Source organism: Corynebacterium sp. SA-MJD20WY100, assembly GCF_039822565.1.
In the GTDB taxonomy this organism is placed as follows: Bacteria; Actinomycetota; Actinomycetes; order Mycobacteriales; family Mycobacteriaceae; genus Corynebacterium; species Corynebacterium phoceense_A.
On the sequence record NZ_JBCJKS010000004.1, the window covers coordinates 101,026 to 127,869 of the forward strand.

25 protein-coding genes and 1 tRNA gene are annotated in these 26,844 nt (G+C 64.4%); 3 read left to right on the plus strand and 23 right to left on the minus strand.

All coding sequences use genetic code 11. The annotated features are described in order from the left end of the window. Positions 1 to 66: 66 nt before the first annotated feature. Together ABJ196_RS03550 and ABJ196_RS03555 are read left to right on the plus strand one after the other, a co-directional pair. A complete protein-coding gene (locus tag ABJ196_RS03550) occupies positions 67 to 441 on the plus strand; it encodes a hypothetical protein (protein WP_347305249.1) in 375 nt (124 codons plus the stop codon). Between the two features lie 149 nt (positions 442 to 590). Then, positions 591 to 836 carry a hypothetical protein gene (locus ABJ196_RS03555; RefSeq protein ID WP_141628958.1) on the plus strand — a complete coding sequence of 82 codons (246 nt, stop codon included), beginning with the start codon at positions 591 to 593 and terminating at the stop codon, positions 834 to 836. A 94-nt stretch (positions 837 to 930) separates the two neighbouring features. Here ABJ196_RS03555 and ABJ196_RS03560 read toward each other — a convergent pair whose 3' ends face one another. The 13 genes from ABJ196_RS03560 to ABJ196_RS03620 form a co-directional block, all read right to left on the minus strand. Next, on the minus strand, positions 931 to 1,635 hold the full coding sequence (locus tag ABJ196_RS03560) for a YetF domain-containing protein (protein WP_347305250.1): 705 nt from the start codon (positions 1,633 to 1,635) through the stop codon (positions 931 to 933). A 104-nt stretch (positions 1,636 to 1,739) separates the two neighbouring features. Then, a complete protein-coding gene (locus tag ABJ196_RS03565; protein WP_347305251.1) occupies positions 1,740 to 3,809 on the minus strand; it encodes a bifunctional UDP-sugar hydrolase/5'-nucleotidase in 2,070 nt (689 codons plus the stop codon). A 213-nt stretch (positions 3,810 to 4,022) separates the two neighbouring features. After that, entirely contained in the window at positions 4,023 to 6,320 is a 2,298-nt protein-coding gene (locus ABJ196_RS03570) for a bifunctional (p)ppGpp synthetase/guanosine-3',5'-bis(diphosphate) 3'-pyrophosphohydrolase (protein WP_347305252.1), read from the minus strand. Between the two features lie 87 nt (positions 6,321 to 6,407). After that, positions 6,408 to 6,953 (minus strand): adenine phosphoribosyltransferase, encoded by a 546-nt coding sequence (locus ABJ196_RS03575; RefSeq protein ID WP_347305253.1) that lies wholly within the window; start codon positions 6,951 to 6,953, stop codon positions 6,408 to 6,410. A gap of 41 nt (positions 6,954 to 6,994) precedes the next feature. Continuing rightward, the gene (locus ABJ196_RS03580; protein WP_347305254.1) at positions 6,995 to 8,617 is read right to left on the minus strand and encodes an ABC transporter substrate-binding protein; all 1,623 of its coding nucleotides are present in this window, start codon (positions 8,615 to 8,617) and stop codon (positions 6,995 to 6,997) included. 56 nt (positions 8,618 to 8,673) lie between these two features. After that, on the minus strand, positions 8,674 to 9,810 hold the full coding sequence (gene secF, locus ABJ196_RS03585; RefSeq protein WP_347305255.1) for a protein translocase subunit SecF: 1,137 nt from the start codon (positions 9,808 to 9,810) through the stop codon (positions 8,674 to 8,676). 3 nt (positions 9,811 to 9,813) lie between these two features. Next, positions 9,814 to 11,649, minus strand: a complete 1,836-nt coding sequence (gene secD, locus ABJ196_RS03590; protein WP_347305311.1) for a protein translocase subunit SecD — start codon at positions 11,647 to 11,649, stop codon at positions 9,814 to 9,816. Between the two features lie 280 nt (positions 11,650 to 11,929). After that, a complete protein-coding gene (gene yajC / locus ABJ196_RS03595; protein ID WP_347305256.1) occupies positions 11,930 to 12,283 on the minus strand; it encodes a preprotein translocase subunit YajC in 354 nt (117 codons plus the stop codon). A 183-nt stretch (positions 12,284 to 12,466) separates the two neighbouring features. Beyond that, positions 12,467 to 13,579: a Holliday junction branch migration DNA helicase RuvB gene (gene ruvB, locus ABJ196_RS03600; protein ID WP_347305257.1), complete on the minus strand. Its 1,113-nt coding sequence runs from the start codon at positions 13,577 to 13,579 to the stop codon at positions 12,467 to 12,469. Between the two features lie 19 nt (positions 13,580 to 13,598). Next, positions 13,599 to 14,213: a Holliday junction branch migration protein RuvA gene (gene ruvA / locus ABJ196_RS03605; protein WP_347305258.1), complete on the minus strand. Its 615-nt coding sequence runs from the start codon at positions 14,211 to 14,213 to the stop codon at positions 13,599 to 13,601. A 9-nt stretch (positions 14,214 to 14,222) separates the two neighbouring features. Beyond that, positions 14,223 to 14,786, minus strand: coding sequence for a crossover junction endodeoxyribonuclease RuvC (gene ruvC / locus ABJ196_RS03610; RefSeq protein ID WP_066493289.1), 564 nt, complete (start codon positions 14,784 to 14,786; stop codon positions 14,223 to 14,225). A 96-nt stretch (positions 14,787 to 14,882) separates the two neighbouring features. After that, positions 14,883 to 15,641 (minus strand): YebC/PmpR family DNA-binding transcriptional regulator, encoded by a 759-nt coding sequence (locus tag ABJ196_RS03615; RefSeq protein ID WP_347305259.1) that lies wholly within the window; start codon positions 15,639 to 15,641, stop codon positions 14,883 to 14,885. A 114-nt stretch (positions 15,642 to 15,755) separates the two neighbouring features. Beyond that, on the minus strand, positions 15,756 to 16,586 hold the full coding sequence (locus tag ABJ196_RS03620) for an acyl-CoA thioesterase domain-containing protein (RefSeq protein ID WP_347305260.1): 831 nt from the start codon (positions 16,584 to 16,586) through the stop codon (positions 15,756 to 15,758). A gap of 158 nt (positions 16,587 to 16,744) precedes the next feature. On the opposite strand from ABJ196_RS03620, the gene ABJ196_RS03625 reads away from it, so the two are divergent. Continuing rightward, a complete protein-coding gene (locus ABJ196_RS03625; protein WP_347305261.1) occupies positions 16,745 to 18,139 on the plus strand; it encodes a DUF2029 domain-containing protein in 1,395 nt (464 codons plus the stop codon). An 11-nt stretch (positions 18,140 to 18,150) separates the two neighbouring features. Here the strand turns inward: ABJ196_RS03625 and ABJ196_RS03630 are convergent, their stop codons facing one another. The 10 genes from ABJ196_RS03630 to ABJ196_RS03675 form a co-directional block, all read right to left on the minus strand. Beyond that, positions 18,151 to 18,618 carry a hypothetical protein gene (locus tag ABJ196_RS03630; protein WP_347305262.1) on the minus strand — a complete coding sequence of 156 codons (468 nt, stop codon included), beginning with the start codon at positions 18,616 to 18,618 and terminating at the stop codon, positions 18,151 to 18,153. Then, positions 18,618 to 19,706, minus strand: a complete 1,089-nt coding sequence (locus ABJ196_RS03635) for a glycosyltransferase family 4 protein (protein WP_347305263.1) — start codon at positions 19,704 to 19,706, stop codon at positions 18,618 to 18,620. Before ABJ196_RS03635 ends, ABJ196_RS03630 begins: the two co-directional genes overlap by 1 nt. Further along, on the minus strand, positions 19,707 to 20,615 hold the full coding sequence (locus ABJ196_RS03640) for a phosphatidylinositol mannoside acyltransferase (RefSeq protein ID WP_347305264.1): 909 nt from the start codon (positions 20,613 to 20,615) through the stop codon (positions 19,707 to 19,709). Positions 20,616 to 20,630: 15 nt separating this feature from the next. Next, on the minus strand, positions 20,631 to 21,257 hold the full coding sequence (pgsA, locus tag ABJ196_RS03645; RefSeq protein ID WP_347305265.1) for a phosphatidylinositol phosphate synthase: 627 nt from the start codon (positions 21,255 to 21,257) through the stop codon (positions 20,631 to 20,633). After that, positions 21,250 to 21,807 carry an HIT domain-containing protein gene (locus ABJ196_RS03650; protein ID WP_347305312.1) on the minus strand — a complete coding sequence of 186 codons (558 nt, stop codon included), beginning with the start codon at positions 21,805 to 21,807 and terminating at the stop codon, positions 21,250 to 21,252. The genes pgsA and ABJ196_RS03650 overlap by 8 nt, the downstream gene beginning before the upstream one ends. Before the next feature lie 40 nt (positions 21,808 to 21,847). Beyond that, positions 21,848 to 23,905: a threonine--tRNA ligase gene (gene thrS / locus ABJ196_RS03655; protein WP_347305266.1), complete on the minus strand. Its 2,058-nt coding sequence runs from the start codon at positions 23,903 to 23,905 to the stop codon at positions 21,848 to 21,850. A gap of 77 nt (positions 23,906 to 23,982) precedes the next feature. Further along, positions 23,983 to 25,218, minus strand: coding sequence for a Dyp-type peroxidase (locus ABJ196_RS03660; RefSeq protein WP_347305267.1), 1,236 nt, complete (start codon positions 25,216 to 25,218; stop codon positions 23,983 to 23,985). Between the two features lie 9 nt (positions 25,219 to 25,227). Then, entirely contained in the window at positions 25,228 to 25,884 is a 657-nt protein-coding gene (locus ABJ196_RS03665) for a copper chaperone PCu(A)C (protein ID WP_347305268.1), read from the minus strand. Further along, positions 25,877 to 26,422 (minus strand): copper resistance CopC family protein, encoded by a 546-nt coding sequence (locus ABJ196_RS03670; RefSeq protein ID WP_347305269.1) that lies wholly within the window; start codon positions 26,420 to 26,422, stop codon positions 25,877 to 25,879. The genes ABJ196_RS03665 and ABJ196_RS03670 overlap by 8 nt, the downstream gene beginning before the upstream one ends. Before the next feature lie 347 nt (positions 26,423 to 26,769). After that, positions 26,770 to 26,842: transfer RNA gene (locus ABJ196_RS03675), tRNA-Gly, on the minus strand. Positions 26,843 to 26,844: the final 2 nt, after the last annotated feature.

A 26,844-nucleotide genomic window follows, 5' to 3' on the forward strand; every position in this document is an offset into this window, starting at 1 on the left:
CTATAACGACACCGTTACTATCAAACGCGTCTGTAACACCGCGACTTCTTTTTAAGGATTCACAACATGAAGTTCTTCTCCCGCAAGGCGCTCATTGCCTCCGCTACCGCCGTTGCCATTGCTTTCGGTGGCGCTTCCGTTGCCTCCGCTCAGGACAACACCCCCAGCGCAACCGCCACTCCCACGGCAACCGCAACCGCCACCCCCACGGCAACCGCAACCGCCACCCCCACCCCTTCCAAGGATGGCTCCAAGGATGCAGACGACTCCAAGAAGCCTGGGACCACCAAGGACCAAAACGACAAGAAGGACGATGGCTCCTCGATCTCCAAAGAGGACCGGCAGGCAATTCGCGACTGGATCGCCATCTTCACCGCTGTCATCGGCGCCCTGGGCACCCTGCTCGCCTTCCTGGGCAAGTACTTCGACCTTCCGTTCTAAGAAGAAGTCAGAGCGCATCGCGCATTTCTTGACTGAAGAATAGATAGCCGCCCTCCACCTTTTCTAGTTGCGAGGGCGGTTTCGTCTAAGCGTCCCGTCTCACCAGCCTACTTATCCCCACCCCATCACCCTGAATCAAAGGAACTTCCATGCAGCACTCCATCCGTAAGACCCTCGTTGCTGGTGCGACCGCCATCGCCCTCACCTTCGCCGGCACCGGCTTCGCCGCCGCTGAGGACGACGTCACCGCTACCGAGTCTGGCTCGAGCGACAGCTTCTTCGCTGGCTCTTCCGACGATGACGAAGAGGTGAGCCCGGGCGAGATCCGCGACTGGATCTCTGTCTTCACCTCTATCATCAAGGCACTCGACAGCGCCATGTCTTTCGCTGCGTAGTCTCTACCCGCGAACGCGCCAACGCCCCGGCGGCGACTCCTGGATTCTGGAGTCCACCGCCGGGGCGTTTCTTATGTGCGCCGACGAATCCGCGCTAGTTCGTATCCTTAGGGGGTTTCGCCGCGTTGATGTCGAGCGTCGGCGTATTCACTGGCGGCTGAGCTGTACCCCTGCTTTCAACCTGCGTCTCTCCCCCGCTGGATTCTTCAGCTGCGGCAGCTTCTGCTTCGCGTTGTTCGGCCTCGAGCTGTTGACAAAGCTCCACGGCGCCGCGTGCGTCGGCGAGAATCGTGTTGTCGAGTGGTTGGCCCGATTTCACGATGGAAATCTGGCCGGTAGGCTCAAGCACCATCGCCTGCACATCTTGAAAGCGTCCCAAGCCGGCCTTGCGCATGGCCGAGATGATGTCTGAGTTACTGATGTGCGCAAACTGCATGTTCTCCACGTGCTTGCGGCCTTTGTACATGAGGAGGACAGGACGGCGGTCGATGAAACGCGACCAGCCCACGTAGCGACGCACGGTACCGAAGGCGGCCTCGAGCGCCATCAGGGTTGCCAGGCCGACAACGCCCGCGGCGAGCGTGGGAGGATTGCCCACGATGACACGGCCTGAGACGGCACCGAACATAATGATGATGACGGCGTCCGACGCGGACATGGGCGTGAGCACGCGCGAACCGAAGAGCTTGACCAGAATCATGAAGGCCAAATAGATCCCCACGGTCGCGACAACGACGACGATGATGCGGTGGGGTTCGATGCCGAGTTGGTACGCGAGCTCATTGCCTAAAACTTTCACGTCTTCGACCCTACTATCCACAGCACCACGAAAGCGGGGCGCCCCCTGCCGTTTCTGGAGGGAACGCCCCGCTGAGTGCGGTTGGCAGCGCTAAAACTTCAGTGTTAGAACTTCAGCTGAGCGCGCAGCTGCGCGATGATGGAGCGCACCGGCTCCGGCAGCGCGTTGCCCGCCATGGCCAGCGCGCCAGCGACCGCGGCGATGACGGCCACGAGAGCCGCAATGCCGCCGCCGATGGAGGAGCCGTCGGCGCTGGAATCCTTCTTACTGGAACCGTTATCGCTCGAGCCGTCGCCCTTGTCGTCGCCGCCGAAGTCGTACGGCAGCGCGACGCTGGTGCCCGCGTCGGTGGTGATCTTCAGCTCCTGCGCGCCGGTGATGCCCTCCGGGACGGTGAGCTTGACGGAGGCGCGGCCGCGCTCGCCGTACTGGGCGTCGCCCGCCTGCGCCGCGTTGTCGATGTCCGCGGTGACCTTCGCGCCGCCGAGCTCCACGGTGACGGTCTTCGCCATCGGCTCGCCCTCGGTCGAGTAGTTGAGGGAGGACAGGTTGACCGTGATCTCCTTGCCCGGGACTACCTCGCCGTCGATGTGGACACCCACGTCGGACTGGCCGGCGCGGACCTTGGCGTCGCCCGCCTTGATGTAGTCAATCATGGCCTGGGTATCCATGTAGCCCAGGTCAGTCACGTCCTTGATGGCGCCCTCGGCGAAGAAGCCGTCACCACCGCCGATGAGGAACGTGGACAGCGCGATGGTGTAGTCCTTCTCAGCCTCAACCTGCTTGCCGTCGATGGTGACGGACTGGACGCGCTTGCCTTGCAACGCCGTCTGGTCGTAGACAACCGAGACGTTGTCCGAGACGCCCAGGGACAGGCGCGGGCGGGAATTGCCCGGCTGCCACTGGTTCTCAAAAGCCTGGATGAGGTCCTTGCCCGAAATCTTGCCGTACGCGACGGAATTACCGAAGGGCTGGACGGTGAAGACTTCCTCGTAGGTGGTCTCGCCCTTGTCGAGGTCCGCGCGCACGCCGCCGGCGTTCATGACACCCAGGTCGATGGTCTTGCCGGTGGCCTTGGCCACGGAGGCACGCTGGGCCTGCGCAATGAAGTTGTTGAGGGTGGACTCGACGCCGCGGTTGGAGCCGGAATCCTTGCCCTCGTCAGAGCCGCGGAACATGGCCTGCTCGGTCGTGCCGATGACTTCCTTGCCCAGCTCCTTGGCCTTGGTCTGTGCCTCGACAACGATCTGCGCGATGGCCTCATCCTCCGTCAGGTCTGCGGCGGCAGTCGCGTCGTACTGGGTGAGCGTGATGTCGGTGATCTTGTCCGCATCGCGGTCGAAGGTGATGTCCACGTCGTTGAGCAACTTGCCGTACTCCCAGCCCTGTGCCCACTGCAGCGGCAGCGCGCCCTCACGCTCCACGGTGCCCTGGGTCTTCAGGTGGGTGTCGCCACCGAAGAGAACGTCAACATCCTTGTTGAAGCCCTTGGCGTACTCCTGAGCATCCTCGTGGAACAGCGCGATGACAACGTCGGCCTCGCCGGACTCCTTGAGGCGGGTGGCCTCCTTGTTGGTGGCCTCGACCGGGTCGCCGAACTCCACGCCCTCGATGAGCGCCGGAGCAACCTTGTTCTCGGTGTTCTTCGTGATGGAGCCGACGAAGCCGACCTTGACGCCGTCAATCTCCTTGACCACGGAGGCATCGAGAAGCGGCTTACCGTCCTTCGTGATGTTGGCGCCGAGGATCGGGAAGTCCGAGCTAGCGGTGATGCGGCCCGTGAGATCCTCGGTGCCCTTGTCAAACTCGTGGTTGCCGGCTGCCGATGCCGCCACGCCCATGGCGTTGAGCGCGTCCATCGTGTACTTATCGCCGGAGATAGCGGAGATGTAGGCGGAGCCGCCGACGTTGTCACCGGAGGTGGTCAGCGCGTAGTTCTGACCCTCGTTGACCTTCTTGATGAGCGACTGCAGCAAAGCGACGCCCATCTCGTCGCCCTCTTGTGCACCCTCTTCGGTGTTGAGGCCATTGGCGAGGTGGCCGTGCAGGTCCGTGATGTTGGAAACGGAGAAAGTCACGGAATCCTCGGCGAAGGCGGCGGGTGCGCCGGTGAGGATGGTAGCGGTCACGGTCGTGGCTGCGAGCAGCTGGCCAAAGCGACGGAAGTTAGTCATGAAAGCTCCAAAAGAGAAAGAGGGATGAACAATACGACGCCTCTTTATAACGCCAATTCCCTCCCCGCGCAGCGCGAATCCCCACGAATGAACAGGGCCTTTACCCGACTGGCCCGCGAAATTCATCAAGGTGTCACCAAGATGTCGCGCCGCGTTTCTTTAACGGCATGCAAACGCCCCACAGAAGAATCTGCGGGGCGGCGGGCGGCGCGGCTAGGCCGTGACGCGGTAGACGTCGAAGACGCCCTCCGTATTACGCAGCGAGGTCATGAGCTGACCCAGCTGCTTGATATCGGAGACGGAGAATGTAAAGCGGATGGTCGCGATGTTGTCGTCGCCGCGGTTGGAACTCATGTTGAGCACGTTGAGCTTCTGGTCGCTGAAGATGCGGGTGAGCTCAAAGAGCAGGCCTTGACGGTCGAGCGCCTCGAGCTGCACGGTGGCGGCAAAGGCGCCATCGGAAGGCTTGCTCGTCGCCCACTCCACGCGCATCATGCGCTCGGGCTCAGAGCGGAGCTTTTCCGCGTTCGTGCAGTCCGCGCGGTGGACAGACACGCCGCCGCCGCGGGTGACGAAGCCAAAGATTTCGTCACCGGGCACCGGCTGGCAGCACTTCGCGAGCTTCGCCATGACGTCCGGGTTACCCTCCACGAGGACGCCCGTCGCCGAGTGGGAATCCGCGGTGTGTGCCTTGGTGGTGGCCTCGAGCTCGGACAGCGAGGTGCGTGACGCGAGAGCATCGACAGCGTCGTCCTGGTCGCCAAAGAGCGCCATGAGCTGGTTGGCGACATGCTGCGCGGAGACGTGGCCCGCGCCGATGGCGGTGTAGAGCGCGTCCACGTCGGCGAAGTGCAACTGCTGCACGACCTGCTTCATCGACTGCGCGGTAAACAGGCGGTGCATGGGCAGACCGCCGCGCTGGACCTCGGCGGCGAGCGCGTCGCGGCCGGCCTCAAGGTGCTCCTCGCGGCGCTCCTTAGCGAACCACTGGCGCACCTTTGCCTTGGCGCGCGGCGAGACGAGGAACTCCTGCCAATCGCGGGACGGGCCAGCGTTCTCGTCCTTGGAGGTAAAGATCTCCACCTTGTCGCCGGATTTCAGGGTCGATTCGAGGGCAACGAGCTTGCCGTTGACCTTCGCGCCAATGCAACGGTGGCCGACCTCCGTGTGGACGGCGTAAGCGAAGTCCACGGGCGTGGAGCCTGCGGGCAGATTGACCACGTCACCCTTGGGCGTAAAGGCAAAGATCTGCTGGCTCGTGAGGTCATAGCGCAGCGAATCAAGGAACTCGTTGGGGTCTGCGGCTTCCTTCTGCCAGTCGAGAAGCTGGCGCATCCACGCCATCTGGTCGACTTCCTCGTTTGATTGGCCGTTCTTGCCTTTCATCTCCTTGTAGCGCCAGTGCGCCGCGACGCCGAACTCCGCGTTGTAGTGCATCTCGTGCGTGCGGACCTGAACCTCGAGGGTCTGGCCGCCCGCAGCCATCACCGTGGTGTGCAGGGACTGATAGACGCCAAAGCGCGGCGAGGAGATGTAGTCTTTGAAGCGGCCCGGCAGCGCCGAGTACAAGGAGTGGACCACGCCGATACCCGCGTAACAGGAGTTCACGTCGTCCACGAGGATGCGGATGCCCACGAGGTCGAAGATCTCAGCGAACTCGTGTCCGCGGACGATCATCTTTTGGTATATCGACCAGTAGTGCTTCGGGCGGCCCATGACCTCGGCGTCGATGCCATTGTCGCGCAGTGCGCGCGAGACTTCGTCGATGATTTCTTTCAGCGCCTTGTCGCGCGAGGGCGCGCGGTCAGCGACCATGCGCACGATCTCGTCGTACTTCTTGGGGTACAAAATCGCGAAGGCGAGGTCCTCCAGCTCCCACTTCACGCTCGCCATGCCCAGGCGGTGCGCGAGCGGTGCGATGACGTCGAGCGTCTGGCGGGCCTTCTTCGCCTGCTTCTCCGGCGGCAGGAACCGCATGGTCCGCATGTTGTGGAGGCGGTCGCAGACCTTGATGACGAGGACGCGCGGGTCCGTGGCCATGGCGACGACCATCTTGCGGATGGTCTCGGCCTCCGCCGCCGCGCCGAGGGCCACCTTGTCGAGCTTCGTCACTCCGTCGACCAGGCGCATGACCTCCGGACCAAAGTCGCGAGTTAAGTCATCGAGCGAGTAATCCGTATCTTCCACCGTGTCGTGGAGTAGGGCCGCGACGACGGTGGTGGTGTCCATGCCGATCTCCGCAGCGATGGTCGCCACGGCGAGCGGGTGCGTGATGTACGGGTCGCCCGACTTGCGGAACACGCCCTCGTGCAGGCGCTCGGCGGTCGTGTAGGCGCGGTTGAGCAGGGCCACATCGGCGCGGGGGTGAAACTCCTTGTGGATGGACAGCAAGGGGTCAAGAACCGGGTTGACCTTGACGCGGCCGCCGCCCGTCAGCGACCGCGCTAGGCGGGCCGACATGCTGCGCATGCCCGAGGCGGAGGAACGTTTGGTGCCGCGGTCGTTAGTCATATGCGCGCCCACTTTCTTGCTCGGAGGCTCCCCAACGCCGCCGGGAACGAGGCCACGGCACGGGGAACAGTGCTAGGACTTCTCAGTCTAGTCTGTGTTCCCCAACACAACGAGCGGGGGTCCCGCTAGGCGCTCACGTCCGCCCAATCCCTTCACTTCGATGATGACGACGTTGCCCACGACCTCGGCGCCGGCCTTCTCCAGGAGCAGCTTCGCGCCGTAGAGCGTGCCGCCGGTGGCGAGCACGTCGTCGACGAGGGCAATCTTCTTGCCCTTAAGCTCCGAGCTATCGGCGGGGATTTCCAGGGCCGCGCTGCCATACTCGAGCGAGTAATCCTGGTGCAGGACCGGCGGCGGAAGCTTGCCGGCCTTACGAATGGCGAGGATGCCCAGGCCCATCTTGTAGGCCACGGCCGAGCCCAACAGGAAGCCGCGGGCATCGAGCCCGCCGATCAGCTCGGCGCCGAGCTCCTCGCAGGCCTCCGCGAGACCGTCGACGACCGTCCTAAAGGCCTCCGCGTCCGCGAGCACCGGCGTGAGGTCCTCGAAGAGCACGCCCTCAGCCGGGAAGTTAGGCACAAGGCGAATCTTGTCTTTGAGCGCCTCTGCGGCGCTGGCGTATGTCTTGCTCATAACGTCTTTATATCCTAGAGACTAGTCAACTAACGGGTCGTCTAACTGGTCGTCGAAGCCGCCGCGGGGGCGTTACCCTCGCGCCAACGGTCCATGTTCCAGCCTATGCCAGACGCGCCGGTATTCGGCAGCACGCCTTCCACGGACTGGTCGACGACGAAGGTGCGCGGCTGCGCGGCCACCGGAATGGCAGGTACGGAGTCCCACAGCGCAAGCTCGTCCTTCTTGAGCGCCTCGACCTCCCCGATGCGGGCGTCGACCGAGCTGTATTGGCTCAGCGGATCCACCGCGCCGAGGAAGGCATCGATGGTCGGAGCGCCGGTATCCGGGTCGATCTCGAGGTAGGCCTTGGACATGAAGTCCGAGGAGGAGTCCTCAATGGTGATGCCGGCCGGGGCGCAGGCGTCCTTGAGCGCCGCGACCATTGCGGCCAGGCGCTCATCCGGGCCCTGGTAGCCCACACGCACCGTCGTGCCAGAGGCTGCCGATGCCCCCTGCACATCCACCGCCGCATGCGCGTCGCCGATGGACTTGAGCTGGGCCGCGATGGGGTCACCGGCGCTCAAGGTGTGCAGGTAGACCGGCGGGACGTCAACGCCGGAGACGCGGGAACTGGCCTTCGCCATGGCCGCAGCATCAACGCACTTGGCAAAGGCCTGGCGCATCGACTTCTCGGCGAAGAGACCCTCCTCGGACAGCGTGAGCGTATCCGTGAGCGCGCCCACGTGGGACTCGACCTCGTAGGGGTTGTCGTCCGCGCTGACGTCGAGCCACTCCGGCTTCGCTGATGGGGAGTCCGCGATGCGCAGCGCGCCCGTGTCCTTGAGTGTGCGAGAGTCCGCGTTCGCCGGCCAGATGACGAGGGTGTCAAGCGCGGCCGGATCGCCGTAGTAGCTCTCGTTGCGCTTGAGGACGACCTCGCCCTCGGGGCCCACCTTATCGATGACAAACGGGCCGTAGGACACCTGCGTAGCAGGGTCAAATTTGCTCAGCATGAAGCCGAAGCGCCACGCGTCCGCGATGGGTTCGACGGTCGCGGGATCCCAAGACTCAAGCGCCGTGACGAGTTCTTCCTGACTCATGCCCACCTGCTTGGCAATGACATGGGACGGCAGCACCGTGCCCGGGCCAAAGAGGTGACGCCAGCGCCCACCCTTGTCCTTCTTGAGCACGAGCGTGAAATCCTTGGCCCCGGCGGCGCACTGCACGTCCTCCACGTCACTGGCCATGACCGGCATATCGGAGCCAAACGTTCCAGGCATGGAGCCTGCGGTATACGCAAGCAGGAAGTCCTCGCACGAGACCGGGACGTCATCCGAGTAGGTCGCCTTCTCGGAGATGGTGTAGCGAATTTGGCGCAGACCGTCCGCTCGCTCCGGAAGCTCTTCCGTCTTCACCAGATCCGTGTTCGGGATGATCTGCCCCTCGGGCCCTGGCACGAAGGCCGCCGGGTAGAGGCGCGAGGAAAGCACCTGCGCATTCGTCGCCGTGCCGAAAGCCGACGCGGCGTTGGTGGTCACCAAGCGCGAGGCGACCTGGTAACCGAAGTAGTCCGTGCTCACCGGCGCAGACGGCGCAGCATTGTCTTCGGAGTCCCCTGCCCCACAGGCGACGAGGGTCGATGCTGTGGCGAGGGCGGCGAACGTTGCCAGAAGGCGTTTCACGGGGTGCTCCTTAGAAGAAGACGGGGCGGGCACTGAGACTCGGGCGCGCGGGACGCTTAGCGGCCCGGGCGCCACGTGGCGCCAGCGTGGCGTTCCGACGCCGAAGCGGGCAACGCGTCCGTCTCAGCGGCGACGGGCGAAGCGACCGTGCGCGGGGCGGCATCGGCAAGCTCGGCGTCTGCGTCCTCACCATGCTGGGCGCGGAACGCCGCGACCTGCGCGTTATGGGCCTTGATGTCCTTGGTGCGATTGGCAATGGACACGAGCAGCGGGGTGGCAAGGAACAGCGAGGAGAAGATGCCCTCGATGACGCCGATGAGCTGAATGAGCGCGAGGTCGCGAAGAGTACCAATGCCAAGCAGCCAGACGGCGACGACGAGCAACGCGATAATCGGCAGGGCCGAGATGACCGAGGTCGAAATCGAACGCATGAGGGTCTGGTTGACGGCGAAGTTGGCCTGCTCCGCGTAGTTATGCTTGCGCTGGCCTGTAATGCCCTCGGTGTTCTCGTTGACCTTGTCAAAGACGATGACGGAGTCGTAGAGGGAGAACGTGAGGACGGTGAGCAGACCGATGATGACGGCCGGCGAGACTTCGAAGCCAAAAAGCGCGTAGATGCCAGCGATGATGACGGCGTCGACGATGAGCGCGAAGATGGCGGCAAACGCCATGGAGCGCTGCAGGCGGACGGCGACGTAGACCGTAGCAACCGCAAGGAAGACGATCATGGCGAGCAGCATGCGCTGGGTAATGGAGGAACCCCACGACTCGGACACGGTGGAGACACCAATGGCGTCCGGGGTAGCCTTACCCGACTGGTCGACGGGCTGGTACTTGTCGTAGATGGCCTGGCGAGCCGCGTCCGTCTGTTCCTGGCTCAGGCGCTCGGAGGTGACCTCCACGGTGGCCGAGTCGCCGGAGCCGACGACCTGAGCAATCTCCGGGGTAACCCCCGTGGCTTCCTCGAAGGTGTCAGCAACGTCCGTCGCGACGAGGTCAGCGGCCGGCATGTTGACCGTGGTGCCACCCTCGAAATCGATGGAGAGGTTGAAGCCGCGCAGCAGCATGGCCAGGAAGGACACGATGACAAGGCCGACGGTGATGCCGTACCAGAGCTTGGACCGGCCAACGACGTTGAGGCCGCTGCCTTCGGTGTAGAGGCGGTCGAAGCGGGAAATCTTCTTGCTTGCCATGATTTAGTTCTCCTTCTCCGCGGTGTCCGGGGTGTCCGGGTTCTTCGCGGCGGGGGTGGCAGCGGTCTCGGTCGAGGCGGACTTCTTGGCCGGCTTGGCGTAGAAGCCCTGCTCGCGACGCTCCTCGACGAGGTTGAAAATGCCGCCCAGGCCGTTGAGCGCAGGCTTAGCCCAGGCGGGCTTGGAAGCGATGAGCTGCATGAGCGGCGCCATGACGAGGAAGGACACAACCAGGTCGAACGCCGTGGTGAGGCCCATGGTAAACGCGAAGCCCTTCACCTCACCGATGGCGAGGAGGTAGACGACGACGGCGCCGATGAGGGTGACGGCGTTACCAGTCACGATGGTGGCGCGGGAGCGCTCCCATGCCGTATGAACCGCCGAGCGGAACGTGCGGCCTTCGAGCAACTCATCCTTGATGCGCTCGTAGTAAACGACGAAGGAGTCCGCCGTCGCGCCGATGCCGATGATAAGACCAGCGATACCGGACAAGTCGAGCGAGTAGCCAATCCAACGGCCCAGCAGCACGAGGGTGCCGAAGGTAAGGAAGGCCGAGGCGATCAGCGTGAGGATCGAGAAGACCGACAGCGCACGCATGTAGAACACCGAGTAGATGAGGATGAGGATAAGACCCACGATGCCGGCGATAAGACCAGCCTCCAGCGCGGCCTTACCCAGGGACGGCGGGACGATTTCGGTCGTGCCACCCGGCTCGCCGTTCTCACCGACGAAGGACAGCGGCAGCGCACCGTACTTCAGGTTATTAGCCAGCGACTGTGCCTCGTCCTGAGTAAAACTACCGGTAATCGACGTCGAAGAGCCGTACGGCGTCTGGCCCTGAATGACCGGGGCAGAGATAACAGCCGAGTCGAGCGTGATGGCGATCTGCTGCTGCAGACGCTCCTGCGTGAGATCCGCCCACGTCTGGGAACCGCTGGGGCCCTCGCCCGTCTTGAACGCGAAGGAGATCTCCATCTGGCCGGACTGCGGGTTAAGGCCGCCGTTGATCGGCTTATCGGTGTCGATCTCGTTACCGGTCAGACGCGTGCCGTTCTCATCCGAGATGCCGTTGAGCAGCGGGGCTTCCTCGAGCAGCAGCGCCTGGCCCGTCGTCGCGTCACAAGACGCAAGCGGCTTGGACGGATCATCCGCACCGGCCAGCGGGTCGACGGCACCCGGGGTGCACTGCAGCAGCGTCGAGGCCGCCGAGAGCGTGGTGACGTCCTCGGACTGGCGGTCCTTGAGCAGCATCGCGGTGACTTCGTCGCGGCGCTTGGCCTCCTCGATCGAGTTAGACGGCTCCGGCAGCGGCTTCTCCGTAACCTTCTCCGCCTCTGCCTGGGCGCCCGCCTGGGTAAGCGTCTGCGACAGCTGCGTGAGGCGCTCGTTGGCCTCATCTGCAGTGAGCACGCCATACTTCACCCAGCGATTGGCCATATCGCCAGCGACCTTGCTGATCTTCGTGGTATCCGGCATGGGCTGCGCCATGACCGGGCGGAAGAGCAGCTTGGAGGTCTGGCCCACGGCCTGCGCCTGCGCCGTGTCCTCGCCCGGGACGGTAATAACGAGCGTGTTGCCGTTCGTCACGACCTCGGCGCCGGACACGCCCTGGCCGTTCACACGCTGCTCCAGAATGGTGCGCGCCTGGGCCAGCTGCTCGGACGTCGGCTCCGCGCCCTGGGGCACCAGGGTGACGCGGGTGCCGCCCTGCAGATCGATACCGAGCTTCGGTGTCGGCGACTTGCTGCCGGTGAAGAAAACCAGGGCGTAGACGACAGCGATGATAAGGACGAAGAGGGCGAGCGCCCTCTTCGGCCACGATCTGCTGCCGCTACCCACGCGAGACCTGCTGCTCAAGGCTAGTACTCCTCTGGGGATGTTGAAATAAAAGGACCAAAATAATCACTGCGGCACGAAGGTGACACACCTAGGCCGCAGACACGATCCACAATCGTACCTCCTTGCACCTCCGATTCCTTAACACGCCCCAAGAAATGGGCGCGTGTGTGACAAGTCCAACCCCGTCCCACACGCGTGTCGGTTCACGCTCCCCGATTGAGTTCCTTCGGATCGCGAAAGGCGCCGCCCACACGGACGGCGCCATCTGACCTGCCTTCGGTTAGCGCTGCGCGCCACCCTGTGCATCGTCGCCGCCCTCGTTGAGCGGCGGGTAGTCCTCGTTCGCTGTGGTATCGGCTGCCGGCGTACTGGCCGCAGCATCAGACTCCGGACGGATGACCGCGGTGCGCTCCACAGTGGCGGTAACACCCGGCGCAATCTCCACGTCGAGCTCGGTCTCGCGCACCGCAACGACGGTCGCGTGGAAGCCGCCCGCAGTCACCACGCGCGCGCCCGGCGTGATAGAGGACTGGAAGGACTCGACCGTCTTACGCGCAGCGCTCTGTTTGCGCATCACCAGAATGTAGGGCACGAAGAGAACAAGCAGAAGGACGATAAGCAAAAGGAAATCCATGCCCCCAGTCTGCCATGCCACTTCCCTGCCCGTCTGCAGCTTGGCGGGGCGTTCGCTCACAGCGTGCGGAGACGAGCGCGCCGTTCCTTACGACCGATGACGCACCCACGCCTTGGCACGTGCCAAAAATGGTGAAGATTCCGCCCGGAAGGAACGCATTTGTGGCAATCGCGGAGCAAGAAACTAGAAGAGTGTCGCGCCGATGGTGCCCTCGGGCGGCTCGAGGCCGAGGTGCTGCCAGGCGGCGGCGGTGGCGACGCGGCCGCGGCCGGTGCGGGCGACCATGCCGGCGCGCACGAGGTAGGGCTCGCAGACTTCCTCGACGGTGGAGGGCTCCTCGCCCACCGCGACGGCGAGGGTGGACACCCCCACGGGGCCGCCGCCGTGGCCGACGATGAGCGCGCGAAGAACCGCGCGGTCGAGACGGTCGAGACCCATCTCGTCGACGTCGAATACCTCGAGCGCACCTTGGGCCGCGGCGAGATCGATGTGGCCGTCACCGTTGACCTCGGCAAAGTCCCGGACACGACGAAGCAAGCGGTTGGCGATACGCGGTGTGCCGCGGGAACGGGAACCGATTTCTACGGCGGCATCAGGGTCGATCTTCACGCCGAGGATGTGCGCCGCGCGGGTGATGACACGCGTGAGGTCTTCCGTGTCGTAGTACTCCATCTGCGCGGTAAAGCCGAAGCGATCGCGCAGCGGGCCGGTGAGCATGCCCGCGCGGGTAGTCGCGCCCACAAGCGTAAACGGCGGGATCTCGAGCGGGATGGAGGTAGCACCGGGGCCCTTGCCCACGATGACGTCAATACGGAAATCTTCCATCGCCATGTAGAGCATTTCCTCGGCGGGGCGGGCGATGCGGTGGATCTCGTCGATGAAGAGGACGTCGCCTTCCATCAAGTTGGAGAGCATCGCCGCGAGGTCGCCAGCGCGCTCGAGGGCCGGGCCCGAGGTCATGCGCAGCGAGGTGCCGAGTTCCTGGGCGATGATCATCGCCATCGTCGTCTTACCCAAGCCTGGAGGGCCGGAGAGCAGGACGTGGTCCGGGGTCACGCCGCGCTGCTTGGCGCCTGTGAGCACGAGGGCGAGCTGCTCGCGGACCTTGGGCTGGCCGATAAACTCGTCGAGCGACTTGGGGCGCAAGGAACGCTCGATGTCGTGCTCGCCGGGCTGCTCGGAGGCGTCGACGTCCGCGTTGCGGTTCGTCGCGGGAATACCCGCCGCCGAGGCCGCCGCAGCCTGGGCCGCAAGCTCATCCGGAAGCTTGAATTCGGTGCGCTCTACATCGCTCATGGTCATTTATCCTAACGAGTTACTTGGCACGGCCCAGCTGCGCAAGTGCGGCGCGCAGGACAGCGGAGGTCGCAGCAGTGGGCTCGGCGGCGACGACGGCATCGACAACGGGGCGCGCCGCCTTGTCGGTGAAGCCCAGACCAATGAGGGCCTCGGTGACTTCGTCGACCGTGGCGGTGGCCGAGGCGGGTGCCGTGGGCGCCGAGGTTCCGGCGTCGGGTACGGCAGAAGTAAAGACAGACACCTTGTCTTTGAGCTCCAGGGCCATGCGTTCGGCCATGCGCTTGCCCACGCCGGGGATGGACTGGAGGCGCTTGGTGTCCCCGCCCGAGATTGCTGCGGCGAGGTCGCCCGCGCCCATGACGGACAGCGCCGCCATGGCGAGCTTGGCGCCCATGCCGGAGACGGTCTGCAGCGTGTGGAACATGTCGCGGTCTGCGGAATCACTAAACCCGTAGAGGGTCATGGAGTCTTCCTTGACCACGAGCGAAGTAAGCACTCGGGTCTCCTCGCCGCGGCGCAGCGTGGACAACGTGGTGGGCGTGGCGAGCACGCTATAGCCCACGCCCGCGCATTCAATGACGGCGTGGTCGAGTGCGATGTCGATGACCTCGCCGTGCAGGGATGCAATCATGGAATCCTCCTAGAGATGAGACGTACGGGTGCGTGAAGCGTTCGTGCCGCCGGTGGTGCCAGGCGCGACGCCGGAGCCTGTGCCGAGTGCCTGGGCTTGGCGGGCAAGCAACGGGGCACGCCAGGCGTGGCAGACAGCCAACGCGAGGGCATCGGCGGCATCGGCAGGCTTAGGCGGAGCTGTCAGGCCGAGGATACGGGTAATCATGGCCGTCATCTGCTTCTTGTCCGCGCGGCCGTTTCCGGAGATAGCCTTCTTAACCTCGGACGGAGTGTACATGTAGACGGGGATGTCGCGCTCCGCCGCGGCGAGAACGAGCACACCCACGGCGTGGGCCGTGTGCATGACTGTGGAGACCTCACCACGCTCAAACACGCGCTCGATGGCGACGACGTCCGGCGTGTAGTCATCCATCCACTCGCGCACCGCCTGCGACAGGCGCAGGAGACGCTCCCCCAGCTCCGCGCCCGACGGCGTGCGGGCCACGCCCACAGCAACGGGAAAGACTTGGCGGCCGCGGCCCGTTTGGACCACGGACAAACCACACCGGGTAAGCCCCGGGTCGATGCCCATGACGCGCACGCGCCACCTCCTTATGCTACATACGTTCTATAAATTAGCACAAAAAAAGAGGCGCCGCGCGGGCGCCCCTTGACACGCTAGGACAGCTTAGGCTTCAGCCTCGAGCTCAGCGAGGACCTCGTCTGAGAGATCCATGTTGGTGTAGACGTTCTGCACGTCATCCGACTCCTCGAGGGCGTCGATGAGGCGGAAGATCTTCTTCGCGTCGTTGGCCTGCAGCGGCACATCGACGGAAGCACGGAAATCGTTTTCCGTGTCGTCGACCTCAATGCCAGCCTCGGTGAGCGCGTCCTTGACGGCCGGGATATCGCCCGGGGCGCAGACGACCTCGAAGCGCTCGCCCAAGTCGTTGACCTCTTCGGCACCAGCCTCGAGCACGGCCATGAGGACGTCATCCTCGGTCAGCTCGCCCTTGGCCACGAAGACCAGGCCGGTGCGGGAGAACATGTAGGACACGGAACCGGACTCACCCAGGTTGCCGCCGTTCTTGGACATCGCGGTGCGCACGTCCGTGGCCGCGCGGTTGCGGTTATCGGTAAGGCACTCGATGAGCATGGCCACGCCGTTAGGGCCATAGCCCTCGTACATGATGGTCTCCCAGTCTGCGCCACCGGCCTCTTCGCCGGAGCCGCGCTTGCGGGCACGCTCAATATTATCGTTCGGGACGGAGGCCTTCTTGGCCTTCTTGATCATGTCGTCGAGGGTCGGGTTCGCCGCCGGATCGCCACCACCAGTCCGAGCCGCAACCTCGATGTTCTTGATCAGCTTGGCAAATTCCTTGCCGCGCTTGGCGTCGTTGGCTGCCTTCTTGTGCTTCGTGGTAGCCCATTTGGAGTGGCCGGACATGGTCCATCCCCTTTCGAATTGGCGAATTTTTCTCGGTTGCCCATTATACGGATATCGGCCTGGGCCGTTTTTAAAGACCCTCCCTAAACGTGCAGGGTTTAAGCCCAGTGTTGCTTAAGGGGTCGCGCGCGTGAGTCCTTCCTGGGACGTCGCAGCGACGAGCTCGCCGTGGTGGTTATAAATGAGGCCGCGGGCAATCCCCGTGCCATTTTCCGCCGACGGCGAATCCAAATGATAAAGCAGCCAGTCAGTCACGCGCAGCGGACGGAAGAACCACACCACGTGATCGAGGCTGGCCATCTGCACGCGCGCGCCGGAGTGTGGGATGAGCGTCGCGCGCAGAAGCAGCATGTCTGTCATATACGTCAGCGCCGCCTGGTGGAACGCGTCATCGTCCGGCAGGTCCGCCGCCGTGTTGCGCAGCCACGCGTCACTAAAGCCGCGACCAGTGGGCGACGGAATATCCATGTCCCGGTCCGGGATGACGCGGATGTCCCACTCCGCCCAGTCACCGAGCACCACGCGTGCCGATGCCGCGTGCGCCGAGGCCGGCTCGAGGGTCTCCGCGTCCGGAACGCTCGGCATGGGCGCGGCATGGCTGGGGCCCACGTCACCGGGACGGTGAAAGCTTGCGATCATGATGTTCTTGAGGTCGCCGTCCTGGTAGGCACGCGTCTCACGCACACAAAACGAGCGGCCGTCGCGAAGCTTTTCCACCCGCAACTCCAGCGGCTTTGTGGAGTCGGACGGCGCCACGAAGTAGCAGTGCAGCGAGTGGACGAATTTGTCCTCCACGGTGTGTTGCGCCGCGCGCAGGGCCTGCCCGGCGACCTGACCGCCAAACGTCCGCGTGATGTTCGACGGCACCGCGGGACCCAGGAATTGCGTCGCCCCGTGGAGCGGGTCCGTCGCGCGCAAGGCGAGCACATCCGCGATTTTCTGCATGGTGGTCTCCTCCGTGGGCCGCTGTAAATGAGAGCACGTCGCTGACGCCCGTTGATAGAGCCCGGGCGCCCCCGGGCCAACGGTGCAAGTATAGGGCCGATCCTACTTGCTATTGTTCTAGGGGTTACGTCTACCCTCGCCGCGTGAAAGTTGCCCGCATGTTGTCTCGTCTCCTCCGTTCCGTCCCCGCCGTGTGGGTCGGCTGGGTCGTCGCCCGGTTGCTCTCCGTCTGGTTTATCAAGCTCGAAGACAATCCGCTGGGCGACGTGTACTACTACCACTTTGGCATCTACGGGGATGACCCCTCGGCCATGACGGAATATCCGTGGCTCGGACAGCTGCCTTCGGCGCTGCTTGCCCGCCTCGTCGGCCCCGACTTTCACGTCTATTGGGTCGCCTTCCCCATTATGATCCTCGTCCTCGACGCGTCGTTTATGGCGCTCGTGCTGCGCCGCCATCCTGAGACGAAGTCCGCCATCGATGCAGCGTGGCTGTGGGTCTTCTTCGGCACGGCCGCCGGCCAGGTCTTCCTGCTGCGTCTCGACCTCTTCCCCGCCCTCGTCGTCGCGGCCGCGGGCTACTTCCTCTTCAAGCACCCGGCTCTGTCCGGGGCGATGGTGGCTATCGCCACCGCCATGAAGCTGTGGCCCGGCGTCCTCGCTGCGGGCATCGTGGGCCGCGCCTCCCACGGGCGCACTTGGTCTGTACTTGCAGCCTTCGTGGGCACGGGCGCAGCCGTCATCGCCGCGACCATCGCTTTCGCCGGCGTAGACCGGCTCACTTCGCCGCTCGACTATCAGGAGGTCCGCGGCCTCCAGATCGAGTCCGTCGCCGCGACGCCATTTGTCTACCGCAACTTCTTCGACCTCGGCACCTGGAAGCTTGCCTATGCCCCCTCCAAGAGCTTCGAAATCACCGGCCCCGGCGTTGAGACAGCCACCCAGATTGCCACGTTCGCCATGGCTGCTGTCATCCTCTTCGGCTTGGGCTGGGCCCTCTATCGTTTTATCCGCGGCGGCTGGACCCCGGAGAGCACCCTCGCCTTCTTCGTCCTCATGGTCCTTCTGCTCATCGTGACGAACAAGGTCTTTTCCACGCAGTACATCACGTGGCTTGGGCCCCTCCTCGTAGTCGCCGTGGCGCGCGGTGGCTGGCCCACCGCGCAGCGCGCGCTACTGTGGACGCTCGCCGTCTTCGCCGTCGTCTGCGCCGGCCTGGGCACCTTCGTCTACCCCTTCAACTACGAGGCCATCTACTCCCCCGATGGCACGCAGTTCCTGCCCGTCGCCGCCCTTGCGCTGCGCAACGTCCTCGTCGTGCTCATGGCACTCGTGGCTGCTGTGTGGTTCGTGCTTGCCTGCCGTCATCCGCGCAGCGGCGCGGTGAGTGTCACGCCGGCGGCCGGTACGCCGGGCGTCGCCCCCACGGCTACTACACCGAGCGATATGCCCGCAGTCGCTGTGCCCCTCAGCACCTCCACTGCTGGGGCAGACCCCCAGCTCGGACAGCGAGCAGAGAGCCAGCCACACTCGACCTCGTCCTCGGAAATGTAGCCCGAGTCCTGCTACTGCGCTTCCGGCAGGCCGACGAATTCAAAGAACTCCGGCAGGCGCGCCGTGCCGCCTAGGCGCAGCCCGCGCACGAGGGGACGCAGACGCAACGCGCGGGTATCGGACACCGCCTCGTTATAAAAACGGTGCGCGAGCTGCACCCGGGTCTCGGCCTCGACGAGCTCAGCCGGCCGCTGCGGGAACGCACGCGCAATGTCGGCCGTGAGTTCGCGCTCGCGCACGCTGCGCTGCTCAAAGGCGCCGTCCGTAAGATTCGTGGACTCAGCGGCGCGGGCCACTTCGCGCAGCGAGGGCTCGAGAGCCGCCGCCACCGCGGCACGACGGTCGAGCGCAGCCTCGAGTTGTGCGAGCGAAGAGTCGATGCGAATGTGCAGGCGATTGAGCCGCTGCGCCGTAAAATACGCCCATGCGAGGATGACCGCGATAACGATCGCGATGACGGCAACGATCACATAATCCACTACGCCCTCACCTTCGATCCGTCCTGGACCGTCTCGTAGACCTGCAGCACCTGCGTGGCCACGTTGTCCCAGTCATACATCGCCGCACGCGCACAGCCGGCCTCCCGCAGGCGAGCGCGCTCCTCCGGCGAGTCAATGAGCTCACGCAGGGCGAGCGCAAGGTCCGCGGCGTCGCCCGTGCGGAAGAGTCGGCCCGCGGGCTGTTCCGAGTCCGCGTCGCACACGGCCGCGAAAGCTTCGAGGTCACTTGCCACGACGGCCGCGCCGGCCGCCATGGCCTCGACGAGCACGATGCCGAAGGACTCCCCGCCCAGGTTTGGCGCCACGTAGATATCCGCGCGCCCCAAAATCTCGGCCTTCTCGGCATCGGAGACTCGGCCCATGAAGTCCACGCCGTCCACGTCCCGGGGGCTGCCGCCGCCCATGACGGTCACGCGGACGTCGCGCTCCAGCACCTCCAGGGCCTTGAGCAAGACGTCGAGTCCCTTGCGCGGCTCGTCGAGGCGGCCCAAGAAGACAATTTCTACTGGGTCGCCAGGAACCGGCTCGCGCGCCGCCGCCGCGTAGACCGAGGTGTCCACGCCATTGGGGATAAGTACCGGGTCACCACCCAGCTGTTCCACCTGCCAGCGCCGCGCCATCTCTGACACGGCAATCCCGCCACGGACCTTCTCGAGCATGGGCATGAGGAAGGGCTTGGCCATGGTGAGCAGACGCGAACTTGCCGCCGAAGCGTGATACGTCGCCACGATGGGCCCCTGCGCAATCCGCAGCGCCACCATGGAAAAGGACGGACTATTGGGTTCGTGGATGTGGAGGATGTCAAAGTTGCCCTCACGGATGAATTTTCGCGTCGCCTTCACCACGCGAGGCCCAATGGACAGCCGCGCCACCGACCCGTTGTAGTTGATGGGAATCGAGCCTCCACCCTTGACCACGAAGTCCGGCAACGAGGTTTCCGGAGCCGCCGGGCCCAGCACCTGGACCTCGTGGCCGCGTTCGATGAGCACCGTCGCCAAGTCAATGATGTGGGCCTGCACGCCGCCGGGCTCATCAAAAGAATAAGGGCAGACAAATCCAATTCTCATTCATTGTCCTTTCGCGCGGCGCGTGCGACGCGCTTCAATGTCGACGTTCCATTCCGGCTGCAGCATATGCCAATCCGCCGGGTGCGCCGCGATATTGTCCGCGAAGCCATCCGCGAGACGCTGGGTTGTTTCCTCCACCGTCGTCACCTCGACCGGCTCAGAGACACTCAGTCCCCAGCCGTCGCCCTCGAACCAGGAATGCACGACGTGCAGTGCCGCGCCCGTCTCCCGCGCGAGGACCGCCGGGCCCGCCGCGAAGTTGGCCTCCTCACCGAAGAAGTTGACGGTGACGCCGGTGCGCGTCAGGTCGCGCTCCGCGAGCAAGCACACCACGCCACCGCGCTCGAGCACGCCGCGCAGGTGCGCCATGGGGTGCTCCCCACCCGTGAGCGGCAGCACGTCGAAGCCCAGGGATTGCCGGAAGTCCACGAACGCGGTGAAGAGGGCCTCGGGCTTCACGCGCTCGGCCACGGTCGTAAACTCGCCGTGCTCTGCGACGAGAAAGGTTCCGGCCATGTCCCAGTTGCCGCTGTGCGGCAAGGCGAGGATGACCCCACGCCCCGCGCTTTCCGATGCCCTGAAATGCTCTAAACCCCGCACTCCGGCCTTCAGCTTCGCGATGAGCTGCGAGTCCTCATGCAACGCGGGCAGACGGAACGCCTCTTTCCAGTAGCGCATGTACGAGCGCATGGAGTCACGCACCAGCTCGCGCGTGACGTTCTCGGGGCCTACGACGCGCGCGAGGTTCCGGCGGAGCATCTCCATGCCGCGGCCGTTGTCCGAGGCATAATCGGCCCCGCGCTCAAAGATCCACGAGGCCACGGAGTCCGGTAGATAGCGGACAAGCCGCCAGCCGGCGAGGTAGCCGGCGGCGGCAAGGTGTTCGGTCAGAAGAGCAGGCTTGCTCATGCGTGTCCGGCCTTTCTAGAGGTCTTCCTTAAAGCGTGCCTTCGTGTCCTGGCGGCGGGCCTGCAGCATGCGCTCGATGACGGTCCAGACGGAGCCGGCGACGAGGACCCACAGGGCCACCTCGATGGCGTGCGGGATGCCCAGGCCTTCGAAGCCCACGCCCACGAGACCGATGATGAGGCGCTCTGGGCGCTCGATAAGCCCGCCCACAATCGTGAAACCGCTCGCCTCGCCGCGCGCCTTGATATAGGAGATGACCTGCGAGCACACGAGCACGATAAGGCACGCCACCACGGTCCACGAGCTCGCGTGGTCCACGTAGACAAGCCAGTAGACGATGGAGGCAAACAGTGCACCGTCCGTGATGCGGTCACACGACGCATCGAGCGTCGCGCCGAAGCGCGAACCGCCCGTGGTCATGCGCGCCATCGTGCCATCGAGCATGTCGAAGGCGGCAAAGAGACCGGAGAGGATGGCCGCGGCGAAGAGATGGTTCGTGGGGATGAGGACCACGGCGATCGCGATGGTGACCACCGTGCCCACCACGGTCACGACGTTAGGGGTGAGCCCCAGCTTGAGAAACGTCTTGGCGACGGGTTCCACCACGACGGCGGCCGGTTTGCGGCCATGCACACTAAGCATGCTTGCCTTCCTCTTCGATTTCTTGCCACCCTGCGGCGAGCACCGCGCGGGTATCCCGCAGCAACGCGGGCAAAACCTTCGTGCCGTCGATGATAGTCATAAAGTTGCTATCGCCCGCCCAGCGCGGCACGACGTGCAGGTGAAGATGGTCACCCACCGAGCCGCCCGAGGCCTTGCCCAGGTTGAAGCCGACGTTGATGGCCTCCGGCCGGGAGACGCGCTTGAGCGTGCGCACGGCCTTCTTCGCGAAGGCCATAAGCTCGGCCGTTTCCTCGTCCGTCAGGTTCTCCAGCTGGGATTCCTTGCGGTACGGCACGACCATGAGGTGCCCCGCGTTATACGGAAACAGATTGAGCAACGCATAGACGTGCTCGCCGCGCGCGATGATGAGCGCGTCCTCGTCCGACTTCTTCGGCGCCTCGACGAAGGGATCCGTGGACGTGCGTCCCGGATCCGTGATGTAGGCCTGTCGGAACGGCGCCCACAGCCGCTCCAAGCGGTCGGGCGTGCCTACGCCGGAGTCAACGTACGTGCCCGCGTGAGCGGGCACGCCCGCGGGCGCGTCGGCCGAACCGGCGGCATCGGAAGGCTTAAACGCGGGCACCGATGTTTCCCTCAGACGGCTGCTCGTTGTTGCGCGAGCGGATCCAGTCCTCGATGACATCGACCGCGCGGCCCACCGACACTCCGTTGACCTGCGTGCCGTCCAGGAAGCGGAAGGACACGGCGTCGGCCTCGACATCGCGGGCACCGGCTAAGAGCATGAACGGCACCTTGCCCGTGGTGTGATTACGGATCTTCTTCTGCATGCGATCGTCCGAGGTATCGACAGTCGCGCGCACACCGCGGGCGCGCAGCTGCTCCATGACCTTCTCCAAGTGCGGCGCGAAATCGTCCGCGACCGGAATACCGATGACCTGGTGCGGCGCCAGCCAGGCCGGGAAGGCGCCAGCGTAGTGCTCGAGAAGCACGCCGAAGAAACGCTCGATGGAGCCGAAGAGCGCGCGGTGGATCATGATCGGGCGCTTCTTCGTGCCGTCCTGCGCGGTGTACTCCAGCTCGAAGCGCTCCGGCAGGTTGAAGTCGAGCTGCACCGTGGACATCTGCCACGTACGGCCAATTGCGTCGCGCGCCTGGACCGAAATCTTCGGGCCGTAGAACGCGGCGCCCGCCGGGTCCGGCACGAGCTCGAGGCCCGAACGCTCCGCGACGCGCTGCAGGATCGCCGTGGAGCGATCCCAAATCTCATCCGAGCCCACGAACTTATTCGGGTCCTTGGTGGACAGCTCCAGGTAGAAGTCATCCAAGCCGTAGTCCTTGAGCAGCGAGATGATGAACTCGAGCACGCTCGTGAGCTCTTCCTCGAGCTGATCCTCAGTGCAGTAGATGTGCGAGTCGTCCTGCGTGAAGCCGCGGGCACGCGTGAGGCCGTGGATAACGCCCGACTTCTCGTAACGGTAGACCGTACCGAACTCGAAGAGGCGCAGCGGCAGCTCACGGTAGGAACGACCACGCGAGGCGAAGATGAGGTTGTGCATGGGGCAATTCATCGGCTTGGCGTAGTAATCCTGCGCCTGCTTGGTGACGTTGCCTTCCTCGTCCGTCTCGCCGTCGAGCTGCATGGGCGGGAACATGCCGTCCTTGTAGAAGTCCAGGTGACCAGACTTGGCGAAGAGGTCGCCCTTCGTGATGTGCGGGGTGTTGACGAAGTCGTAGCCGGCCGCGATGTGGCGGCGACGGGAGTGCTCCTCCATCTCCAGACGGATGATGCCGCCGTTCGGGTGGAACACCGGGAAGCCAGAGCCAATCTCGTCCGGGAAGCTGAACAGGTCCAGCTCCTGGCCCAGGCGGCGGTGGTCGCGCTTCTCCGCCTCTTCGAGCATGGTCTGGTACGCCTCGAGCTGCTCCTTGGACTCGAAGGCCGTGCCGTAGATGCGCTGCAGGCCCGCATTATTCTGGTCGCCACGCCAGTAGGCGGCAGAAGAACGAGTGAGCGCGAAGGCCGGGATGTACTTCGTGGTCGGCACGTGCGGGCCACGGCACAGGTCGAACCACTCGACCTCGCCCGTGCGCGGGTTGACGTTGTCGTAGTGCGTGAGATCGCCCGCGCCCACCTCAGCGGCCTCGTCCGAATCCGGGTCGACGTTGGATTTGTCGACCACGAGCTCGAGCTTGAACGGCTCCTCAGCCAGCGCCTTCTCCGCTTCCTCGTTGGAGGCGTAGGTGTGGCGCTCGAAGCGCTGTGCGGACTTGATAATCTTCTTCATCCGCTTCTCGATGTTCTTCAGGTCTTCCGGCGTAAACGGCTCGGCCGTCTGGAAGTCGAAGTAGAAGCCGTTCTCGATGGCCGGGCCAATGCCCAACTTCGTGCCCGGGAAAAGATCCTGCACGGCCTGCGCCATGACGTGGCCCGTGGAGTGGCGGATGACGGCGCGGCCGTCTTCCTCACTCGCTGCGACCGGCGTGAACACGGTGTCCGTCTCCGGGGTGTGGGAGAGATCGAAGAGCTGGCCGCTCTCGTCACGGACCACCACAACGGCCTCCGGGCCCTTGTTCGGCAAGTCCTTGAGGGCCTGGCCCACCGGAGTGCCAGCCGGGACCGTCACGGGCTCGTAGTTCACCGGTACTGCAGGGATCATTTCCGCCATGTCGCGCTCCTTATGCGCTCACGCGGGACGGGCATACCTGGCCAGCCCCGCTAAAAGTCAAGATACAGCGAATAAGTCTACCCCTTTAAGAGGTTTTCTCCCCAACTAGTACCGCCCTGCGTACCGGGCACCACGTAGTACATCGCCGAGCCGACGTGCGTAATCCATGTATTGAGCTGATCCACCTCATCCAGGCGCGCCTGAATGGGCTCAAACTGCTCACGCGGATTCTTCTGGAAGCAGATAAAGATCTGCCCGGAGTTAGACAATTCTCCCGGCCGTTCCGGTGAGGGCGCCAAGTCAAAGTTATACGGCCTGCGCAAAATGACCTGCTCCGGATGGTCCGCCGGCGGATGGGCACGCGCCACGTGCGATGTCGGGTCAATAGCCTTCAACCCGTACTTGTCGCGCGCCTCGAGGTCCACAGGATCGTTTTCTTCCGTGCCCGACAGCGGCGCACCGTTGTCCAACGTGCGACCAATGGAAATCTCCCGCGCATTGCGGTCGACTTCCTCCCACGTCTCCATGTTCATATCGATGCGCCGCACGACCATCGCCGTGCCGCCCTTGAACGGCCCATCCTCAATCCACACCTGCTCGACAAAGTCCGCGTCCGTCTTGGGATTGACGGTCCCGTCCTTCTGGCCGAACACGTTGCGCGGGGTCTCCCCGTCCTCCAACGAGCCGTTGGCATTGAGGAAGCCTTGCTGCACCCACGCCACATCCGCATACGACGCGCCCGAGCGCACCATATGGCGCAGGACGTGCGAGGCCGTGAGCTGATCGTCACAGCAAATTTGCAGCACGACATCCGTCTGGCCCCATTCGGGGCGCAGCTTGTCCCTCTTATACGAGCGGACATCGCCCAGCCACTCCGGCTTCTGCGCACCAATCTTTGCGAAGAAAGACTCGCCCCAGCCGCACGTCACCGTGAGGTTCGCGGGGGTTTGCGTCATCTCCGGCTCAAGCGATCCGCGCGGCGTCTCCGCCGTGCACAACGCCCGCGCGTCCTCGGTCCACAGCCGCATAAGGTTGCGCGCCCCACGCTGCCCTGCCCCGTCCTTGAGGTTAAATCCCACGAGGTTGACGTGCGCCTGCGAGGGCGTTTGAACGCCCGCCTGGTGCTCGCCATCAAAAGGCACAATGGCGTCCGCAAGCGGGGCACCGCTGACCGATGCCCCCTTCTCCCCACTCGTTGCCTGACTTTCCGGATCCGCTTCTTTTCCGCGGGCACAGCTCGCCACCACGAGCGCGCTTGCCGCGACGGCGCCGCCGGCCATGAGCTCGCGGCGTCCCAACTGCGCGTGTGTCATTGCTAGTCCTTAGTGGGCGTGGTCGTGCTCGGACATGTCCGCCATGCCTGGCATCTCCGACATTCCGGCCATGCCGCCTTCTAAGTCCTGGTAGCCCTCCTCGCCGGCGTTCATGGAACGCACCGGCTGCGCGCCCAGGTCGACGGTCGTGCCGTCCTCAAGCTCCAGCGTGACATCGACTTCCTCGCCAGCCATGACCGGCTCGGCAACACCCATGAGCATGAGGTGCTGACCACCCGGGGCCAGGGTCACGGACTCGCCTGCCGGGATCATGAGACCATCGGTATCTTCCTGCATGACACCGTCGACGACCTCGTGAATCTGGTTCATCTTGGCGTTAATGGACGTGGTGAAGCCCGTGACGTGGATGTCCTTATCCGAGCCGTTGTGGATCTCGCCGAAGATGGCGGTCATATCCGAGTCCGCGGCCATCTCACGCACGACGCCGTCGCGCATGTGGATGTCGCCCATGGCGTGCTCTTCAGAGCCAGCTTCTGCGCTCTTGTCCGCGCCAGCCTTTGCCGCTGCGGACGATGCAGTGTCCACCTTCTCTGCCGAGTCGTTCTGCTGCGCCGGCGAGCATGCCGCAAGCGCGAGGGCCGCGGCGACGACGGACGAAACGAGGACGGTACGAGTATTGAGCATGAACATGCCTTTCTTAATCATTACGGCGAGACTTCGCCGCGAAGAGGATGAGTACTGCGATAACTGCAAGGACCGCGCCCACGGCGATGATCCACTTCCACGGCGTCGACGCATTCTGCGCCGCATCCGCGACCGGATCGCCCGTCGTGGCTTCCTCGGAGGAACCAGCCGCCTGGCCAGCAACGTCAAACGGCACCGAGCCACGCGTCGCATGTCCATCCGAGGACGTGATCTGGAATCCCACCTGGTAGTGGCCCGGTCCCGGGTTCACACCTTCCGGCGTCTCCACGGTGAGCTCGCGCCCGTCCACGGTCGGCTCCGCATCGAAGATCACGTCGCCCGAGTTCGTGTCCGTCACCGCGAAGGTATTGAACCCCTCGCGCGGAATCCCGGAGAACTCCAGCGTGATTTCCTTCGGGAACTCTTCAAGCGGTGCATCGCTTACCACGTTGCCACCCACCACGGAGTCGTGGGCCTGAGCCACCGGTGCCGTTGCGAGTGCCGCTGCCGCGACGAGCGCAGCTGCACTCGATCGAAGGCCCGAACGAAGAATTCTCATGAAGGTGATGCTCCTTGTCTCAAAGTGCGGAAGGTATCCGTGCAATTATCACATCGTATCGCCGCCGCCTACCCCCACAGCTTTCCAGCTCGGGACCAGCGCGCGATACCCAGATAGTCGTTGCCTCGCTGCCAATGGTTCCCAACAAAGATGAACGTCACACTTTCGCGCCACATCCGCCGCGGCTCCCTTCACCCGAGGGCATTTTGCCGTCGAAGCCCTCCCCAACCGCCAATTTCGCGCCACTTCTCGGCAAAAATACAGCCGTTCCAGTTTTCACGCTTCCCCAACGCCTCACAACGCCCACAACGCAAAAGCGCCGCCCCGTAGGGCGACGCTTCAAACTGAGCGGATGACGAGACTCGAACTCGCGACCCTCACCTTGGCAAGGTGATGCGCTACCAACTGCGCTACATCCGCAT